This window comes from Nocardia sp. NBC_00881, assembly GCF_045207455.1.
Lineage (GTDB): Bacteria > Actinomycetota > Actinomycetes > Mycobacteriales > Mycobacteriaceae > Nocardia.
Genome location: NZ_CP108798.1, coordinates 6,606,724 through 6,626,336 on the forward strand (window position 1 = coordinate 6,606,724; position 19,613 = coordinate 6,626,336).

General features: G+C 64.1%; 8 protein-coding genes and 1 pseudogene. 2 read left to right on the forward strand and 7 right to left on the reverse strand.

All coding sequences use genetic code 11. From position 1 onward, the window contains the following. Positions 1-19: 19 nt before the first annotated feature. Both OH799_RS28455 and OH799_RS28460 read left to right on the forward strand, forming a co-directional pair. A complete protein-coding gene (locus tag OH799_RS28455; protein WP_406270231.1) occupies positions 20-5,128 on the forward strand; it encodes an amino acid adenylation domain-containing protein in 5,109 nt (1,702 codons plus the stop codon). Beyond that, positions 5,125-9,690 carry an amino acid adenylation domain-containing protein gene (locus OH799_RS28460; protein WP_406270234.1) on the forward strand — a complete coding sequence of 1,522 codons (4,566 nt, stop codon included), beginning with the start codon at positions 5,125-5,127 and terminating at the stop codon, positions 9,688-9,690. Before OH799_RS28455 ends, OH799_RS28460 begins: the two co-directional genes overlap by 4 nt. Positions 9,691-9,776: 86 nt before the next feature. Here OH799_RS28460 and OH799_RS28465 read toward each other — a convergent pair whose 3' ends face one another. The 7 genes and pseudogenes from OH799_RS28465 to OH799_RS28495 form a co-directional block, all read right to left on the reverse strand. Then, entirely contained in the window at positions 9,777-11,144 is a 1,368-nt protein-coding gene (locus tag OH799_RS28465; RefSeq protein WP_406270237.1) for a SagB family peptide dehydrogenase, read from the reverse strand. Positions 11,145-11,173: 29 nt separating this feature from the next. Continuing rightward, on the reverse strand, positions 11,174-12,298 hold the full coding sequence (locus OH799_RS28470; RefSeq protein ID WP_406282697.1) for a class I SAM-dependent methyltransferase: 1,125 nt from the start codon (positions 12,296-12,298) through the stop codon (positions 11,174-11,176). A 24-nt stretch (positions 12,299-12,322) separates the two neighbouring features. Beyond that, positions 12,323-15,298, reverse strand: a pseudogene (gene nbtC / locus OH799_RS28475) (nocobactin polyketide synthase NbtC); the annotation flags it as partial. Positions 15,299-15,353: 55 nt separating this feature from the next. Further along, entirely contained in the window at positions 15,354-16,676 is a 1,323-nt protein-coding gene (locus tag OH799_RS28480; RefSeq protein WP_406270240.1) for a polyketide synthase, read from the reverse strand. A 16-nt stretch (positions 16,677-16,692) separates the two neighbouring features. Further along, on the reverse strand, positions 16,693-17,451 hold the full coding sequence (locus OH799_RS28485) for a thioesterase II family protein (RefSeq protein ID WP_406270243.1): 759 nt from the start codon (positions 17,449-17,451) through the stop codon (positions 16,693-16,695). Positions 17,452-17,760: 309 nt separating this feature from the next. Further along, positions 17,761-18,759 (reverse strand): ABC transporter substrate-binding protein, encoded by a 999-nt coding sequence (locus OH799_RS28490; RefSeq protein ID WP_406270246.1) that lies wholly within the window; start codon positions 18,757-18,759, stop codon positions 17,761-17,763. After that, on the reverse strand, positions 18,759-19,322 hold the full coding sequence (locus OH799_RS28495) for a hypothetical protein (RefSeq protein ID WP_406270249.1): 564 nt from the start codon (positions 19,320-19,322) through the stop codon (positions 18,759-18,761). Before OH799_RS28495 ends, OH799_RS28490 begins: the two co-directional genes overlap by 1 nt. Positions 19,323-19,613: the final 291 nt, after the last annotated feature.

The window sequence follows — 19,613 nt, forward strand, 5'->3', positions numbered from 1 at the left end:
GCCAGATCATATGTCGCATATGGATATCTCCAAGGTCGGCGTGACTGCGCTCGATCGACGCAAGGCGCTGCTGAGTCAGAGGATGCTCGAAAGTGGCTTGACCACCACGAAATCCGCTCCCACGGCACGCGTCCATGCTGGCGATCGGATGCCGCTGTCCGCTGGGCAACGGCGGATGTGGTTCGTGCAGATGCGCGACCCAGAAAATACCGCCCTCAATATCTGCGTGGCCTATAGGCTGACCGGAGCACTCGACGAATCGCGGCTGCGCGCGGCTGTCGGGGCCGTCGTCGCCCGTCACACCATTCTGCGAACGACCTATGGGGTGGACGCTGAAGGCGAGCCGTACCAGGTCTTCAACGACGACCTCGCGGTGCCGTGGCAGTCTCACGATTTGTCTGATCTAACGGAGCAGAGCCGCAATCGGCGAGTAGAGGTGCTGGCCCGCCGGGAGTTCGGTCGCCCCTTCGACTTGGCGTCGGAACTGCCGCTGCGAATCACTCTGATGCGAACCGGGATCGACGAGTTCGTGCTGGTACTCGTGATTCACCATATCTGCTGGGACGACGAATCCTGGGAGGTCTTCTTCGCTGAACTGAGCGCGGCCTACATCGGCGATCACACCATCCCTGATCCCGCGATGCAGTTCGTCGATGTCGAGGTGGTCGAAAGGCCGGCGGACCCTGGTGACGCCGAGGTCGACTACTGGCGCACCGCGTTGCGTCCGATCCCGGAACCGCTCGAGTTACCTGGGTCTGCGGCCGTTTCACCGTCGAAACAGGCCGATCGGTGTGCCCGCCTGCTGCCGAAAAATCTGCTCGACCGCATCGACACTTTCGCGCGAGAGCATGCTGCGACGCCGTTCATGGTGCTACTCGCGGCGTTCGGTGCTGTGGTTCATCGCTATACCGCGACCTCGGATTTCCTGGTGTCGGTTCCGGTGATCGACCGGCGTACCGACGCGGCGAAGTCCCTCGTCGGCTATTTCGGCAACACACTGCTGATCCGTGAGACAGTGCGGTCCGACGATACGTTCGCCACGTTCGTGGAGTCGACCAGGGACGTTTGCCTGGGTGCCTTCGCCCACCAGCGGGTCGGGATCGATCGGGTTGTGCGGGAAGTGAATCCGGATCGGATCATGGGCCACGACGGCATGGAGAGGTTGGTGCGTCTCGGTTTCAGCGTGCGGAAGACCGGGGAAGCCCTCGCACTCCCCGACATTGTCGCGGAGCAATTGGATCTCGGCGCTTCAATGGCGCAGGTCTCATTAGCGCTTGCGGTTGTGCGCGATGCCTCCGGTGCACGTGTTGAGGCCGAGTACCGAATCGACGAGCTGGCCGGGCCGCTGGTGGAGCGTTTGCTCGCGCACTTCGTGCAGCTGTTGGAGAGCGCGCTGGCCCAACCCGACCGCCGTATCAGGGAACTCGATCTGCTCGGTGATTCCGATCGCGCGGCGATTCTCGACATGTCGCATGGTGGATTAGTCGACATGTCCCCCAACACGCTGGTCGCCATGCTGGAAGAGCGAGTTGCGGCAGCACCGCACGCGTGCGCACTGCTATCGGACACCCTAGAGCTGACCTATGGGGAATTGAACCGACGTGCGAATCGGCTGGCGCACTGGCTGATCAGTGCAAATGTCGGTGCCGACGATATTGTCGGGTTGACGTTGCGGACCTCGGTCGAGTTCATCGTCGCAGTCTTGGGCGTGCTCAAGGCGGGGGCCGCATACCTGCCGATCGACTCCGCTTATCCGGCCGACCGCATCGCGTACCTCGTCGAGGACGCCCGCCCCAAGCTGATTCTCGGCCACGCGGAGTTGGCCACCGCCGAAACGGCCGCCGCCCGGCTGTCGGAGTCCGATCCCACCGACGCCGACCGTATCCGGCCGCTACGGCCCGGTCATCTCGCGTACGTCATCTATACCTCCGGGTCGACCGGCAAACCCAAGGGCGTGTCGGTCTCGCACGCTGCAATCGCCGAACATGTCTCGACTTTCGGCGCGGAATGGGGAATGACCGCGGCGGAGCGAGTTCTGCAGTCGTCCTCAGTGAGCTTCGACGCATCGTTGTTGGATATATTCGTCACGCTTGCGTCGGGTGCCTGTCTGGTCGTCCCTAAGCCGGACGCCTTCGGAGATATTCGATACGTCGCCGATCTGATCACTCGGCACGGGGTGACCGTGCTGCACATGGTGCCCTCGATGCTCAGCACATTCCTGTTGCTGCCGGAGGTGGCCGAATGGCGTGCGCTGCGTCGGGTACCAGTGGGTGGTGAGGCGTTGCTGGGTGAGGTTGCCGACAGGTTCGCGAAGATTTTCGACGCGGAGCTGCGGAACCATTACGGCCCCACAGAGGCCGTGGTGTGTTCGACACACTTGACGGTAGTCGGACCGCAGGGCACCGGCATCGTGCCCATTGGTATCCCGAACCAAAACGTCCACGCCTATGTGCTCGATGAGGCCCTGCAGATAGTCCCGAACGGTGTCGTGGGCGAGATCTATCTAGGTGGTGCGCAACTGGCTCGCGGCTATATGGGACGGTCCGACCGCACAGCGGAGCGTTTCGTTGCGGATCCACACATTCCAGGCGGGCGAATGTACCGGACAGGTGACCTCGCTCGTCGCAACGTCCTCGGGGAACTCGTTTTCGTCGGCCGAGCTGACGAGCAGGTCAAGGTGCGCGGTTTCCGGATCGAACTCGGCGAGGTGGAAGCCTCGATCACGACACACCCACAGGTCGGGCACTGTGTTGTGGTTCTCGTCGACGACCCAGTGGCCGGGCCGATGCTGGCCGCATACGTGGTCCCCGCCAGAGGTGACAAGGGTGATGCCGCAGTAGATCTCGATCAGGTGCGTGCGCACGCCGCAGGAGGTCTGCCGGACTACATGGTGCCCAGCGCTTTCGCCGTGATCGACCAGATTCCATTGACCACCAACGGCAAGCTCGACAAGCGAGCATTGCCAGCTCCGACACGGGTGGTGGACCGCCGCCGCCGGGAGCCGGCGACGGCTACTGAACAGCGGATGTGCGCGATCTTCGCGCGACTGTTCACCATCGATGAAGTGGGCGCCGACGACTCGTTCTTCGAACTCGGCGGTCACTCGCTGCTGGCCGCTCGACTGGTTGCCCTGATCCGCGCCGAGTTCGGTGTGGAACTAGAAGTACGTGCCGTCTTCGACGCCCCGACGCCTGCGGGGCTCGCCGCGCGGCTGGTCACTTGGTTCCGTGACGAACTCGGCATCGATCTCGACGCACTGGAGCAGGACGAGGGTGTGGACGGCTTCGGGGAAGCGATGGAGGCTGTCGCTGCCGAGCCGGCCGCACGCGCCGCGCGGCCCGGGCTGAGCAGACGGTCTCGCCCCGAGCGTATTCCGCTGTCGTACGCACAATTGCCGATGTGGTTCCAGTATCGGATGGAGGGCGCGAGCGCCGCCGGCACCCTGCCTTTCGTGTTGCGTCTGGACGGTCCGCTCGACACCGCGGCACTGACCGCGGCCGTCGGTGACGTGGTCGCTCGGCATGAGGCGCTGCGCACCACATTCCCGGAAGAGGCAGGAGTCCCGTACCAGCTGGTGCATCCCACGATGGAGATACCGGTTGCGATTGTCGAGATCGCCACGGATCGGTTGGCGGAGGAACTGGCCGAAGCCGCTCGGTATCGCTTCGTGCTCGATAGCGAGCCGCTGATCCGCGCCACGCTGCTGGTGCTCGACGCCGATACGCATGTGCTGTCGGTGGTCGCGCACCACATCGTCGTGGACCATTCCTCGCTCGCTGTGTTCCAGGCCGACCTGGTCACGGCATATCGAGCACGGATCGGTACCGGCAGTGCACCGCAATGGGCGCCCATGCCGATCCAGTATCCCGATTACGCGCTGTGGCAGAGGGACGTCTTCGACTCGGATCCGGCTGGATTGCCGGCGAGCGCTTACGGCCGGGCGCTGGTCGAATACTGGCGTACCGCAGTATCGGGACTGCCGGACGCGATCACGGTGGCATCCGATCATCCGCGCCCGGCGGTGCTCGGCAACCGAGCCGAAATCGTGGTCCGCACAGTGTCGGCTGCCCGCCGCGGCGATCTCCAGGCACTCGCGGAACACTGTGGCGCCAGCGAATTCATGCTGTATCAGACCGTGGCCGCGACGGTACTGCACAAGATCGGCGGCGGTGACGACATTCCGATCGGCACACCGATTGCCTGCCGGATCGACGAGGCCGTCGGGAATCTGGTCGGCTTGTTCGCGAATATGGTTGTGCTGCGCAACGATTTCTCCGGCAATCCGACCTTACGCGACTTGGTTACCCGCGGCCGGAGCGTCGTGCTTGATGCGTTCGACCATCAAGAGCTTCCCATCGAGCGTCTGGTGGAGGTGCTGAACCCGGTGCGGTCGCGATCTTGGCATCCGCTGTATCAGGTGATGTTCCACTTTCGAGGCGCGGATTGGGTGCCGGAGCCCGTCGAACTCACCGACAACGGTACGACGATCACACCGTTGCCGGTGACCTTCGATATCGCGTTCCGGGATCTGAACCTGAGCCTGGACGTGCAGCCGGACGGCAGCATGGATGTGCGACTCGGAGTCAATACCGATCTCTACGAGCCGGAGACGGCTCACCTCATCGTCGATGCGCTCATGGCGACGCTCGATGCGTTCGCCACCGCCCCGGAACGGACCGTTTCGGAGCTCGAGGTGGTCCCAGCGGCACAACTTCAGCGCCTGCTTGCCCTCCCGGTTTCGCTATCGACCGGCGACAGCGAGAGCCCGCGTGCCACCTCGGGTTCGGCGACCGAGACCGCACGGACACTGATTTCGCTGCTCGAGGAGCTACTGGAGATCGATGGGGTCTCCCCCGACGACGGGTTCTTCGCCCTCGGTGGCGACAGCGTGCAATCCATCCAGTGGTCTGCCCGTGCCGCCGAGCTCGGCCTGGCGTTGACGCCGCAGATGGTGTTCGAATACGTGACCATCGCGGAATTGGCCGCCGCGGTCGACGCCGCATCGGATCAACTGGTGCCGGAGTCGGATGGCTCGCCGGACGACCAGCGTCATGCGCCGATGAGCGTCTCCGGCCTGGACAGCGACGCTCTGTCTGCTTTGACCGCGTCCTGGCAGGCCAGGTCATGAGCGCGGGTACTCAGCACGAAGCGCCGCAGATCGAGGACGTCCTCGCGCTCAGCCCCCTGCAAGAGGGCCTGTTCTCCCTGGCGAAGTTGGCAGGCGACGGAACCGATCCATACGCGATGCAGTTCGTCTTCGACATCGATGGTCCGCTGGACGTGGCGTTGCTGCGCCGCAGCGGACAGGCGATGCTCGACCGGTACCCCAACCTGCGAGCTTCGTTCTGGGATCAGGACGTGCCGAGGCCGGTGCAGATTGTGCCGACACGGGTCGACCTGCCGTGGTCCGAACGCGATGCGTCGCCCGAAGAGTTCGACGCAATTGCAGAGTCGGAACGGTGTCGCCCCTTCGACCTCAGTCAGGGCCCGGCACTGCGCATCGTGCTGTTGACCGTGCCTTCCGCGACGGCCGAGACCGAGCGCCGTCGGCGTATGGTCGTCACCGCACACCACATCCTGATGGATGGCTGGTCTCTCGCCGTGTTCTTCGGTGAGCTGTTTGCGGTCTATCAAGCCGATGGATCGGCAGTTGGCCTGGCCGAGTCGCGACCGTATCGGGACTACATCGGTTGGCTGGCTGCGCAGGACACCGCGGCGGCGACCCGGGCGTGGGTCGACTATCTCGGGGGCCTCAGCGGTCCACTGATGATCGCTGAAGGGACGCCTGCCGCACGCGGCACAGCGGTGCCGGATAAGACACGGCTCACCCTGCCAGCGATCGAGACCGCGAGGTTACAGCAGTGGTGTCGTACGAATGGGCTGACACTGAACACCGCCGTCCAGTTTGCCTGGGGGGTGCTGCTCGGGCGACTCAGCGACCGTCGTGACGTGGTGTTCGGCACCATAATCTCCGGCCGACCCGATCAGCTTTCCGGCGTGGAGCGGATGCTCGGTCTGTTCATCAATACGGTGCCGGTCTTCCATCGCCTGGATAGTTCCGCGAGCGTGCTCGACCAGTGTGTGGCGCTGCAGCGTGAAGCCGCGGTTATGCGCGACGTCGGCTACCTCAGCCTATCGACGGTGCAGCGCGCGACTGGGCACGCGACACTTTTCGACACCCTTTTCGTGTTCGAGAACGCGCCGATCGGCGATACGATCGAACCCGTCGTCACCAGCGAGGGCGTCAGGTTCATCCCGTTCGAAATGGAGAGCCTGACCCACTATCCGCTCACTGTGGTGTCGCATTTGCTCGAAGGTGATCTGATCGTTCTGGTGGAGTCCATCGCCGAGGCGATGCCGTATTTCCCGGCCGCGGAGATCGGCGAGCGTCTGCTCGCGGTGCTGCGTCAGCTGCCCGACTGCGGCGACGCCACTCCCGACGCGCTTGACGTTCTGACGACTGCTGAGCGAACCGAGTTCACGGTTCCCGCCGGCATGCAGGCACGTCCGAGTAGTGATTCGGTCTGGGAACTGTTCGAACTTCGGGTTCACGAGACACCGGATATGGTGGCGCTGACCACCGGATCGGGAGGGCAATGCACCTACCGCGAGCTGCACGCCGCGGCCAGTCGTTTGGCGGTCGAACTGAGCGAGCTCGGTGTCGGGCCGGAATCGGTTGTGGCACTTGCGTTACCTCGATCGGTTCAGGCCGTCGCCTGTCTACTCGGAGTGTTGGGTGCCGGGGGAGCTTATGTGCCGGTGGATGTTTCGCTGCCGAAGGCGCGGATAGCGTCGATCTTGCGACAGGCAGGGCCGATCCTGCTCGTCACCGTGAACGACAACCGTGAACTGCTGTACGGGCAGGATATTCCGCTACTTGTTCTCGATGACCCGCTGGTTTCGGAACGGATCTCGCAGCGACCTGCGGTTGTCCGGCCGGTGCGACGTCATCCCGAACAGCCCGCGTATGTGATCTTCACCTCCGGTTCGACCGGTGAGCCCAAAGGTGTTGTCGGCACGAACTCCGCGCTCACCAGCTACTGTGCCGATCACCAGCACCGTGTCTACCGACCCGCCATGGCCCGTCTCGGTCGACCGCTGCGGATTGCGCACGCGTGGTCCTTGAGCTTCGACGCGTCTTGGCAGCCGATGGCGGGTTTGCTTGCCGGGCAGACGATCCATCTGTTCGATGCCGAGGAGATGCGTGACGCACATCTCCTCGTGCAAGGGATGGCTCGGTACCAGGTCGACATGATCGACACGACTCCCTCTATGTTCACGCAACTGGCAGCGGCCGGGCTGCTCGATCGGGAGCTGGCGGTTCTCGCGTTGGGCGGCGAGGCCATCAACCCGGCACTCTGGGCGCAACTGCGCGCACTGCCCTATACCGCTGTGTACAACTGTTACGGGCCGACCGAGACAACAGTCGAAGCCGTCATCGCCTCGACCAGTGATTCCGAGAGCCCGACCATCGGTGGTCCGACTGCCGGAATGTCCTGTTACGTCCTGGATTCGAGGTTGCGCCTGGTGCCGAGAGGTGCTGTCGGAGAGCTGTACCTCTCTGGGGGGCAGCTGACCCGGGGCTACGTCGCCAGACCGGGTGCGACCGCGAGCCGCTTCGTGGCCGATCCATTCCAACCGGCGCGACGCATGTACCGCACCGGCGATCTGGTGCGTCACCAGCCCGGTGGCAGCCTGGCGTATCTCGGCCGCGCAGACGATCAGGTGAAAATCCGTGGGTACCGTATCGAAATCGGAGAGGTCGAAACGGCCTTGCGGCGGGTGCCCGGTGTGGACAGTTCCGCTGTCGTCGTGGTTCGCCGAGCGGGCAGTGCCAGCCTGGCTGGTTTCGTGGTGTGCCAGCGGGGACAGGATCTAGACCCGGCATCGCTGCGCGTTGCCCTCGCGGAGCGTTTGCCCGCATACATGATTCCGGCCCGCATCAGCGTGCTGCCGCAGTTGCCGGTGAATGCGAACGGCAAGCTGGACGGCCGCGAACTCACCGCACTCGCCGAGCGAGTACTTCTGGCGGGTGCGCGCGATGACAGGCAGCATCCGGCAGCACCGAACACCGCGACCGAGCACGTCTTGTGCGAGATCTTCGCGGAGCTGTTCGATGGGTGGACGCCCGACATCGATGCGGATTTCTTCACGCTCGGGATGGACAGCATCGTGGCGATCTCGCTCGTCACCAAGGCACGGCGGCAGGGAATCCAGCTGAGCCCGCGGACGGTGCTGGCCGCACCCACGATCCGGGAACTCGCGGCATCTGTCGGAACGACGGCGGTGTCCGGATCTGACACCGACATGGTTGCGCACGGCGAAGTGCTTCCGTTGCCCGTAGTGTCCTGGATGTTCGAGTTCGGTCACTTCCGTCGGTTCACTCAGACGGGGTTGCTGCAGCTGCCGGCTGGCATCCATCGCGCCGAACTGGAGGCGGTGCTGCAGGCGCTGCTCGATGGGTATGACACGCTGAGATCTCGGCTATCCGACACCCCCGACGGTCCGCGACTGATCACCCGTGAACGAGGTTGTGTTCGTGCGGCGGATATCTTGACCCGCGTCGAGTCCGAAACGTCGCAAGAATTCGAAGCGACGATCGGTGCTGCCGCGCGCAGGGCTTTCGACGAGATCGATCCAAGCACCGGGGACATGCTTCGTGCGGTGTGGATTGCGGGTGCCGATGGTGATCTTCTGTTGCTGACGATTCATCACCTAGCTGTGGACGTGGTGTCCTGGCATATCCTCTCGACCGGCCTGGCCGAGGCATGGGCCCTGATCGAATCCGGTGCTTCCCCCAAAGTGCTGCCGGAGTTCACCTCGTACCGACAGTGGTCAGATCTGATGTGGCAACGTGCGGTCGAGCCGGAAGTACTCGCACAGCGCGACTATTGGACTCGCCAGCTGGTCAGGCCGGATCCGGTGCTCGGACGTCGGTTTCCGGATCCGACCATTGACACGTGGTCGTCTTTGCGAAATACGTCAGCGCCGACATCCGTGGACATCACCGAGCGGATCCTTGCCAGCTCGACCAAGGAGGAGGGTGTCCGGGAGTTCCTTCTTGCTGCTCTGGTGATGACGCTGACGAGTTGGCGGAATGAGCAGGGGCAGGATGCAGACTCCGGTGTCTTGATCGCCCTGGAGGGACACGGCCGTGCCGACGCGACCCTCGGAACCGATACGACAAACACTGTCGGCTGGTTCACTAGTGTGTTCCCGGTACGCCTCGGCGTGGGTGCGGCGGTCGGCATACGGCAGGCGGAATCGGATCCGGGCGCGGCCACGGCACTGCTGAGTTCAGTTGCCGAACACCTCGCGGCGATCCCCAATCAGGGACTGGACTACGGACTGTTGCGATACGTCGACCGTAGTCCGGAATTGGTGGCGGCCCCGCAACCACAGGTCGAGTTCAACTACCTGGGCCGCATGGATCTGGCCGGTCGTGGTGGCAGAGCCTGGTCCTTGCCCGGCGGTAGCTTGCTCGATGCGCTTCCACTCGATCCCGAGCCCGATCTGCCGCTTCGCTATGCCCTCGACATCATCGCCAGTATCAGCCCTACGGCAGACGGTCCGCAGCTGATCACCAATTGGCGCTGGAGTGACCGCCTGTTCGTCGCGAGCGATGCAGAGCGACTGGCAGCGCTCTGGCAGCGCAGCGTCGTCACGCTGGCCGCTGCTGTGCGCGACTGAGTATTGCCTCAGCCCGGCGACGTGACACCTGGGCTGAGGCAACAGTGGAAACTCGGAGGTGGGCGGCGGACAGGTGCGCTGATGTATCAGGTCTTTGCAGGCGAGCCGATGATCATGCAGCCCACGCCGCATTCCTCGAGTTCATCGACCTGAACAGCTTCGGTGAACGCGGCCGTGTCGACAAAACCGTGTGCGACCGCACCCAGACCCATGGCGTTCGCAACGAGGTACAGGGTTTGCGTCAGCACACCAACGTCTTTGAGAATGACCGAGTACGAAATGTGCTCGTATGTCCACATGATTCGACCGGGCCGGGCCGCGATGACGAGCATCAGTTGGGGCAGCTGGGCATTGGTCAAGGTGGCCGAGGTCATCCGGAGCAACTGTTGGACGGCTGGATGGTCTTCATCGACCACACGGCGTAAGGCATGATCGAACGAGTCATAGTGGTACATACCAGCCGCCAGCCCGTCCACCTGCCGCACCACTGGATACAGTTCGAGCTCGTACAGACTTCCTCCGGACGGGTAGGGGCGAGACACGAGCTCCTCGCCGTCACCGGTGCGGCTGCTGCGGGTGCGGGCGGATCGGTAGAGCAGCTCACCGAGTTCGTCTCGGCTCATCGGGCGAGCGTCGTCGAAATCGCGGCAGGAGTATCGGTCCTCGATCACCGTGGTGACGCTTGGTCCCGTCGCACGGAGCCCTTCGAGATCCGGCGCGAACAGCGGAATCGGATCGGCCGAGCATTGTGCCTTACGGGCAGGTGGTTGCGGGAATTGACCTTTCGCCCACTTGGTCGGGCCGAGATGTTCCCCGGTCAGCACCCGGTCACCGGCCGTGCTGCGTCGGTGGAACCACAGATCGGGTGCGCTCCAGCTGCGTGGCCCGAACTCGCGCTGCTCGATGGTTGGATCGGCTGTCGTATGGCCGGCCCAGGCCAGATCCGTGATCATTCGTGCCGCCAGCTCCGAGGGCAGGTCTGTCTTCGTCCCCGACCTCGAGCCACATGCCACAATGAGCGCTTCAGGGTGATGCAGCACGATGTCGCACCATGACTGGGGGTGCTCGAGCATCATCTCGCCCTGCTCTCGATGGAGCACAGTGAACTTCGACAGCTCTCCAGATGCAGCAGAGACGGCGTCCGGCCGCGCTCGGGGAGTGGCGAACGGGCGGATTGTGTACAAGTCTTCGCTACCCCATCGCACGGTCACCGAGAGCCAGCCGCCTATGACGAGCTGGTCGATCAGCGCGGTGACAGCGGAATCGCCTGCCGTCGAGATATCGGCTGTCGTCACCGTTCCGGAGTTCAACATTCGCAGCGCATGCAGCTGCGAGGCTGACAATCCTGTCAACTTTTCCCGGCGTGGTCCCGCCAGCAGCACTGCTTGGCCGGTCGGAACAACTATGCAGGTGCCGGCAGGTCGCAACGTATACCGGTCGGATCGGTCGGTCACGATGGTTCTCTCCTGGTGCTGAGTGGGCGTCAAGCGGCTGCGTCGCGTACCGCGGCGAAGATTCGCTGGTCGAGCAAGTACAGCGGATGGTCGGCATCGGGCAGCATGAGCATCGGCGTGAGCCCGGCCGCGGTGAGTTGGTCCAGCCATTCGCTCTCTTCCAGGAAAATCCGGTCCGTGCCAGCTCGGACATCGGACAAGCCCGGGTGCGCTTGACCGGGGCGTGGCGACATCAGGAAGTGCATGGAGGTCAGCAACTGACAGTGCGCCCGGCAAGCCTCGATGAAGACGACCGCACCGCCCGGATTGAGCAGGTCGTACAGCTGACGGAGAGTCTTCCCGACATGATGCGCATTGTGCAGAACATTCGCGGCGAGGACGACGTCATAGCGTGGCTGCTGATCGAGGTCGGCATTCATGTCCACGATTCCGTAACGCATCCACGGATGCTCGGCGAATCGTTCGCGAGCCGCGGCGAGGAAGAAGGTCGACAAGTCGGTGAAATGGTAGTCGACGGACAGCCCGGCGAGACCGGCCGCGACATCGCTGGTGGTACCACCGACACCCGCCCCCAGCTCCAGAATGCGGACTGGGGATCGGTCACTCTCCAGCCGCGCGACGATTTCGGCGACGACTTCGCGGGCCGCGAGATTGAGGTAGCGGCTGATGACGTTGTCTCGGTAGGCGGCTTCCGCGGTGAACATGTCACCGTCGGGAAACAGCAGTTCCTGGACGCGGACCCGGTCCTGGGCGAGTTCGGTCAGGTGTTCGTCGGCGCTGCGCAGGAAGGTCGCGAACTCGCGTGAGTAGCCGAGGTCGGCGCACACCTCGAACAGGTCGGACCGAGCCGGTGACGGTACCGCGCGACGTGTCCGGTACCCACGGTCCGGGTCGTAGTCGAGGCAGCCGTGCGTGCTGAGTTCCCGGAGCCATGCGCGCAACAGCCAGTGATGCCGCGGCGCGAATTCCAGCCGCGTGGCGATCTCGTCCGCGGTGTGTTTCGCGCCGTCGCGCAGCACCGGGTCCAGCGCGCGCATCATGGCGCGTAGCCCGAATGTATCCAAATCGCGGCGAGCGGAACGGATTCGGTCGGAATCGATGTCGTCTGGAACGGCTTGCTCAGCTGCCGGCCGCGCGCGCTCGCCGATGTCCATCGGTTTCGCCGGCGCCTGCGGGTGCGCACCGAACGCCCGTATGACATCGTCGACAGAAGCTCCGCCGAGGAGCTGCGCGACGGGGAAATCGCGATGGAACTCCGCTTTGACACGTCGACGGAATTCCAGTGCCTGCAACGAATCCAAACCGATCGCCACCATGGGCAGCGTCGTGTCGATCGTGTCGACCCGATCGACACCGATGACCTCGCCGAGGAGTTGCACCACCCGGAACGGCAGATTCGCCTCGGCGACCGGCGTCTGGTGGCGAGTGACCGGTGCCACCAGCTGCGACAGCACCGGCCCGTAGCCGTAGGCACCCAGCACCGCGTGTGCCCGAGTCCAGTCGAACGCGGCAACGATGACGTTTTTCCGGAATCCACTCGAACCCAACGAGATCGCGTCCGCCGGACGCATCGGAACAGCGCCTGCGCCGGCTAGTTTCGCCGCGCCCGAGGCGCCGAGGTCGAGGTGGACCGTCCATTGCCCCCATTGCACCGACACGCAATCGAGCCCGTCGGCACGAAGCTGGTGCGCGAGCGCGTCGAGCATTCGATTGGCGGCCGCGTAGACGATCTGGCCGCGGCCGCCGAGTGTCGCCGCCAGCGAGGAGCACAGGATCACGCGGCAGTCCGAGGCAAGTGCGAGTGCATCCAGCACATTCGAGATGCCGATGACCTTCGCCCGCAATGCCTGGTCGACTTGCTCGGTGGTGATGTCTGCGAGCGCGATATCCGAATAGTCCACTGCGGCATGGATTATCAAGTTCGCGGGCGCGTCACGGAGCTCGTTCGCCAACCGCACCACGGCATCGGTGTCGCTCACATCGCAGGATATGACGCTGACTTCCGCGGCAGCGGCCTGACGAATCCGGCGCAGCCGGTCGGCGGTCGCCGCGGTCGCACCCGATCTGCTCACCAGCGTGATCCGCTGCGCGCCCTGACGAGCGAAGTGCTCGCCGAACTCTAAACCGAGTTTGCCTGTGCCACCGATGATGACGACATTCTTCGGCGCCGCGCTGTCCGAATCCGGAACGATCCGGGCGGCCTCGGCAAGTCTTTTTGCGTACAGATTGTCGCCGCGCAACGCCAGTTCCGATTCGTCGGCCGTATGTAGTGCCGTGACGATCGCATTCGCTGATTCCGGACGCGCCTGCTCAGGCGAAAGGTCTAGATGACGGAACGTCACGCTGGGATATTCGGTGCCGATACAGCGAAATCCCGCACTGGCTGCGGCGTGTACCGGATGCGGTGGAGAATCGTCGGCCAGCACCGCCTCACCGCCGACGGTCACGAGCCAGCAATCGGCCGCCGCACCGGTCAGCCCGGGCCACCACCGTCGATCACCGAAGAATTCCGCGACCTCGGCGGCGGCGGCGCGGCCGTCCAGCTGCGGTAGCTGCGGTAGCAGCACCACGATGGTGTCGAGGTCGCTGTTGTCGCCGGAGTTTTCGACATCGATCACGCGTGCCGTTGCACCGTGGACTTCCGCTTCGGCGCACAGGGCGGCGGCGAGTTCCGCGCAGCCGTGCATGTGATCGATGATCCCGATGGCGCGCGGCGGCACCAGCGAGCGCTGAACGAGCCGGACCCACTCCTCGACCAGCAGCTGTGGTGCTGTCGTGTCCGGGCTCGGGTCGGTGGCGGCTTGGCCGGCGGCGGACTGGAGCTGCCGAGCGGGCGGTGAGTTGTACGGCAACCACAGTCTCAGCTCGTTCATCCGCACGTTCGGAAAGTCGGGCAGTGGTGGCCGAATGGCATCATCGGATCGCTCGCGCAGTCGATCCCACGGATAGTCGAGGTCGTTTACCGCGAGAACGGCAAGGTTGCGGGTGAATTCGCGCAGATCGGTTGCGGTCCGGCTGGAGGTGCCGGTCACGGTGGTGGTCTGCTCGTCTGCCAGGACACCCAGGTTCTCCTGGATCGCCAGCTGCAGGGTCGGATGTTCGGCAAGCTCGACGAAGGTATCGACATCCCTTGTGACCGCTGCGGCCATAGCCCGGTCGAATCGAACGGTGTTGCGCAGGTTCCAGAACCAATATTCGTCAACCGCTAGGTCCGAAGTGATCGCGCCGCCGAGGGTGGCTCCGAGACAATCGGTGTGGGTCTCGAGGAAGTACTGGTTGTCCAGCCGGCTCTTCAATGCTTCGCGTATGTCGTCGCGAAGACTGTTGACCAGTCCGGTATGCGCTGCATACTGGACGCGGATCATCCTGGCGAACCGGCCGCGGTCGGTGAGCGTGTCCACGATGTCTTGCACGGTGCCACGCTCGCCCGAGATGCCCACCATGTGCGGGGAATTGACCACCGACAGCTGCGCCCAGCCCGATCGCCGTGCGAGCAATTCCTCACCTTCGTCGCGGTCTGCGGCGACAACCGCCATTCCGTACTCATCGGATGCGATCTTGTCGACGGCGTTGGCCCGTGTCCCGACGATGAGGACCGCATCGGCCAGCGTCATCTTGCCCGACACGTATGCCGCGGCGATCTCGCCCTGACTGTGTCCGATGGTGACAGCGGGCTCGATACCCACCGACCGCCACATCGCGGCAAGCCCGGCCATTTGAAGGAACAGCGCCGGCTGGACGACTCGCGCGCTGTCGTCGGCCGGAGCCTTGTCGTCGAGAACGTAGGCCAGCCGCGACTCGCCGAACAGCTCACGGAACATCGCGTCACAGCGGTCCACTTCGGCCCGAAATGCCGGGGCGGACTCGTAATAGAGCAGGCCCATTCCTGGGCGCTGCCCGCCTTGTCCGGGAAACACAAAGGCGAGTCGATGAGCCGCGGCGGGTGCGGTCGTGTGCACCACCGCAGGGTGCGCACCGCCCTCGGCGATCGCGCGCAGTGCAGCGCTGAGCTCGTCGCGGACGGTAACCATCGCCAGGGCTCGATATCGGCGTGCGACCCGTGTTCGGAACAGCATTTCGGCGATGCGTGACGGCGAGACCGCGGGGCGATCAGCGACGTACGAAAGAATGGCCGCAGCCTCGCTGCGCACCAGGTCAGGTGTATCCGCCGACAGGAGGACCGGAACGGTGCCATCGGGCAGTCGATAGCTAGAAATCGTCGCTCTCCTCACGGACGGGCATCGCAATGATTGCGTGCGCATTGGATCCCCCTGCGCCGAACGAGGAAACAGCCCCATAGCGGACGCCGTTATTCGGTTCCCACGGTTGCAGTTTCGTGGCCAGTCGCAGGCTCGACCGGTCCCAGTCCACTTTCGTTGTCGGGTTTTCGGAGAACAGGCTGGGCGGGATATAGCCGTGCTGGCCCGCGAGCAGAAGCTTGATCAATCCGAGCAGTCCCGCGGCTGCCTGCGCATGTCCGGCGTTCGACTTCACCGAACCGAGCAGCGGGCTGGATCCCGCCGCGCCGTAAGTGTTCTGCAGCGCGGTGAGCTCGGCCGGATCGCCGGCCCGGGTGGCGGTGCCGTGACCCTCGACCATTCCCACATCGGCCGGATCGATGCCAGCGATATCGATGGCTTTGCGAACCAGCCGTTCCTGTGCGTGCGCTCGCGGGACGAGTATCGGCCTGCCTTTTCCATTGTGGTTGGTGCACGTGGCGAGGATGCGGCCGTATATCCGATGTCCCAGCCGGCGAGCGCGCGATTCATGTTCGACGAGTACCACTCCCGCGCCTTCACCCCACAGCGTGCCGGTGGCGTCATCGGCGTAGGACCGGCAGTGTCCATCGGTCGAAAGGGCGTTGTTCTTGGCGAACTCGTAGAACGCCAGCGGCGATCCCATCACGCACACCGCGCCGGCGAGCGCCCACTCGCACTCCCCGCCTCGTACTGCTGTGGCAGCCAGGTGCAGAGCGGACAAGGACGACGCGCACGCGGAGTCGACGCACATCGATGGACCGGTCAGGCCAAGGCTGTGCGAGATCCGGCCGGCCACGCTCAGTGACGCGAGGCCGACGGCCCGGTGTCCGCTGTAGGGGTTGACCTCGGCGGCTCGCGGGCCGTATTCCATCGGCGACGCACCGATGAAGCAGCCGGCGTCCGCGCCATCGAGGGCGCCCGGGTTGATTCCAGAGTTCTCGAGCGCTTGCCACGCCACCCGCATACCCACTCGCTGCTGTGGGTCCGCGGCGATGGCCTCGCGTTGGGTGATGCCGAAGAAGGCCGGGTCGAATGCCGCGGCGCCGTCGAGGAATCCGCCCGCATCGGAGACCTTTCCCCAGCCGTCGTGCCGGGAAACAGACAGTAGATCGTCGATCGGCCAACCACGATCTCGCGGGAACGGGCTGATCAATTCTCTCGATTCCGCGAGTGCCGACCAGAAGGATGCAGGGCTTTCGATTCCGCCGGGCGCTTCTACAGACATTCCGGAAATGACGATATGATCGCGGTCTTGCTTGGTCGATAATGTCATCGCTGGCCCTCGGTATTCATGCTGACCGCTCATGTTGTGCCCTGGGCGTCAACAATTCTGCGATAGCGTCGACATGATCGTTCAGATAGAAGTGCCCACCGTCGAACATCGTGACGTGGATATCGTCGGTGTGCTTGCCCCAGCCGTAGAGATCCCGCATCGTGACGACCGGATCCTGATCACCGCAGATCGCGTGAATTCGCGCCGCTATCTTGACGGTTTCGTCGCAAGAATAAGTATCGAAGGCGTGGTAGTCACGCTTGATGACCGGGAGCGCCATCTTCATGACCTCCCGGTTCGCGAAGACATCGGCATTGGTTCCCTCGAGCACCCCGAGATGGTCGAGGATTTCTTGGTCATCTGTCGGATGCGGCGGTTTGTCCGCGACGTGGCAGGGAGCGACTGCCGCCGAGATCGTGAGCTGTCGTATGGCGATTCCCGCTGCTTCGGCGAGCCTGGCGAATTCGAATGAGACCAGCGCACCCATGCTGTGGCCGAAGGTGGTGATCGGAAAGCCGCGATGGTGTCCCGATGCCCGAAATGCGGCGAATGCGCCGGCGGCGATCTCGGGGAGGGAAGTCAATCCCGGCTCGCCGACTCGGTCTTGGCGCCCTGGGTACTGAAAGATGATGACGTCGAAACTATCGCTGAATGCCTTGGACAAAGTGCGGTATGCTGATGCGCCGGCGCCGGCGTGCGGAAAGATCAATAGTGGAAGGCGCTCAGGTGAATTCGGCTTGTGGAATTGTCTGATCCACCCCGGTCTGTGCTGCATGCTACTTACTCCACGTCTCAATTGTTTCCGTTCGACGACCCGGCAAAGTCGGAACGGGCACGCGAGCGACAGGATCGAATCCATGAGCTCGTCGACGTGTTCCGTCGCGACGACGTCGAGCGAAGTTAGGTAAGGCTATCATAAATCAAATCGTTAGGGTGGTCGTCGGTCGATGAACAGTAATGGCGGCCAAGGCAATGCGGCCTGCCGGACAGCGCCCACCGGGTTGTCGATCGCCGAGTGGCCGTTCCCGCACCGGGCTCCTGCTCGCGTCGATCTGCGTGCGGGAGCCCGGTGCCTGGTGCCGATTTACGTGGCCGCCTTGGCGAGCGCGGGCTCCAGTTCATTCAGGATGTAGGGCAGCGAGAGCGCCGTCGGCTGATTGAGGCCACTACCCGAGACGAGATCGATGAAGACGATGCTCCCCTTCCGCACCGAGGGCAGCGTGCCGTATCCCGGGAGTTGCTTCAGTGGCTCCCCGGTCGCCACCAGTAGGTCTGAATCGAGGTCGCCGAGTCGCTCGGGTGACAGCGACAGCCGTCCCCCATTGGACGCCTCGTCGACCATGTGCTTCGGTAGCCTCAGCCCGAGCCGGGTGAACACCTCCGCGGCCCCGTCATTGGGGTCGGCCAGCACCATCAGTTGGTTCGGGCCTGCCAGCCAGCAGGTGAGATAGGTCTTGCCCGACAGGCCTGGGTGCCGTCTCGCGACGTCATCGATCTGGCGGTACACGCCGTCGATGACCTCCGTCGCCTTGCCTTCTCTACGAAGAATTTTGCCGACCGTCCGAACCTGATCGGTCCATCGATCGACCTGCATGCTGCTCAGCGCTGGGATGGTCGGTGCGAGTCGGGACAGCTTGTCGTACTGGGCCTGGTCGGTGGTGAACGCCGATGCGAGGATCAGATCGGGCTCCAGCGTTGCCACCTGTTCGGCGAGATCGCCGGTTGTCGTCAGCGCCTTGGCATCCGGCAGCGATTCAGGTTCCCACGGTGGGCGCTTGCCGCCGGTGATCAGGCTGATGTTGTCGAGGTAGCCGACGGGCGTGACGCCCAACGCCAGCGTGGCGTCCAGCCACTGGGCGTCGAGTGCCACAATGCGTTTCGGTGTGCCGGTGACCACCGTTTCGCCGAGTCGGTGGGTCACGGTGATCGGGTTCCCTGCCGTCGAGTCCGCGGACTCGGCGGACTCGGAGCCGCACCCGGCGCCGAAGGAAACGGCGAGGGCGAGCGTCGCGAGCAACGACCATCGGCGCAGCGGGCGCTGCTGGGGTGGTCGGCCGCTCGGCTGAATTACATTGCCGCCCATCAGATGGTGCACTCGCTCATGGACATCTGCGCGATGCTGCAGACTGCGGTCCGATCGAGCTTCCACCGGCCGTCGAGGTACCGGAAGTCCATGTCGAAGTCGAACGACGACTGCTCACCGTACCCTGGGATCTGCGGTCCGGTGTAGTTGGCGTGCAGGATCCCGGTCGCGGTGTGGCCGTTCACGTCGATGTCGGACACGGCGAAGTGGATGTATTCCGGTGAGCCGGGCGGAGAGACGAATGCACGCTGTGCCGCCGCCTTGTTGAAGATCGGCACGGCGGCACTGCCCGCCACAGCCGAGTTCGCTTTCTCCGCGTCCGAAGTGTTGACGCTGGTGGCTCTGTTGACCAGTGCGGTGAGTTCCGCTGGTGTCGGATTCGGGACGCTCGGTGCGACCGGGTCCTGAATCTGCTGTGCCACAGCGGGCTGCTGAACGCCTGGCTCGGTCCACGGGGCGGCGGCGGCGCCCGCGGCCGTCAGCGTCGTCCCGAGTACGTCGACCGCCACGGCGAGCGCCGATACGATCGCGGCTCCGGCGAAGCGCTTGCGTGATCTACTCATTGATTCCTCGTTTCCTCACGGCTACGTCGCTACATCGGGCGCCGCGGTTGTCAGACTGCCGGCGACGTGGTTCCATTTAAGTAGGTAAGCCTGGCCTAATCTATCATCGGCTTCTGGTCTTGATAAGCGGCATTTCGGACCGGGTGATGCCCCTCGGGCGCTCGTCGCCCCTGTGTGGCTTTGTGGGTCCGAATGTGGCGCCGGACATCTCGGCATCAACATCTAAGTTTGCATAGCCTAACCTAATTCGCTAAGTTAAGCGAGTCTGGTCCACACCAGGCTCACGGTTAC

Bases quoted from the DNA above. Each gene is read 5' to 3' on its own strand.
- OH799_RS28455 (WP_406270231.1), top strand. From the start codon at position 20: ATGGATATCTCCAAGGTCGGCGTGACTGCGCTCGATCGACGCAAGGCG.
- OH799_RS28460 (WP_406270234.1), top strand. From the start codon at position 5,125: ATGAGCGCGGGTACTCAGCACGAAGCGCCGCAGATCGAGGACGTCCTC.
- OH799_RS28470 (WP_406282697.1), bottom strand. From the start codon at position 12,298: ATGGACATCGGCGAGCGCGCGCGGCCGGCAGCTGAGCAAGCCGTTCCA.
- OH799_RS28480 (WP_406270240.1), bottom strand. From the start codon at position 16,676: ATGACATTATCGACCAAGCAAGACCGCGATCATATCGTCATTTCCGGA.
- OH799_RS28485 (WP_406270243.1), bottom strand. From the start codon at position 17,451: ATGCAGCACAGACCGGGGTGGATCAGACAATTCCACAAGCCGAATTCA.
- OH799_RS28490 (WP_406270246.1), bottom strand. From the start codon at position 18,759: ATGGGCGGCAATGTAATTCAGCCGAGCGGCCGACCACCCCAGCAGCGC.
- OH799_RS28495 (WP_406270249.1), bottom strand. From the start codon at position 19,322: ATGAGTAGATCACGCAAGCGCTTCGCCGGAGCCGCGATCGTATCGGCG.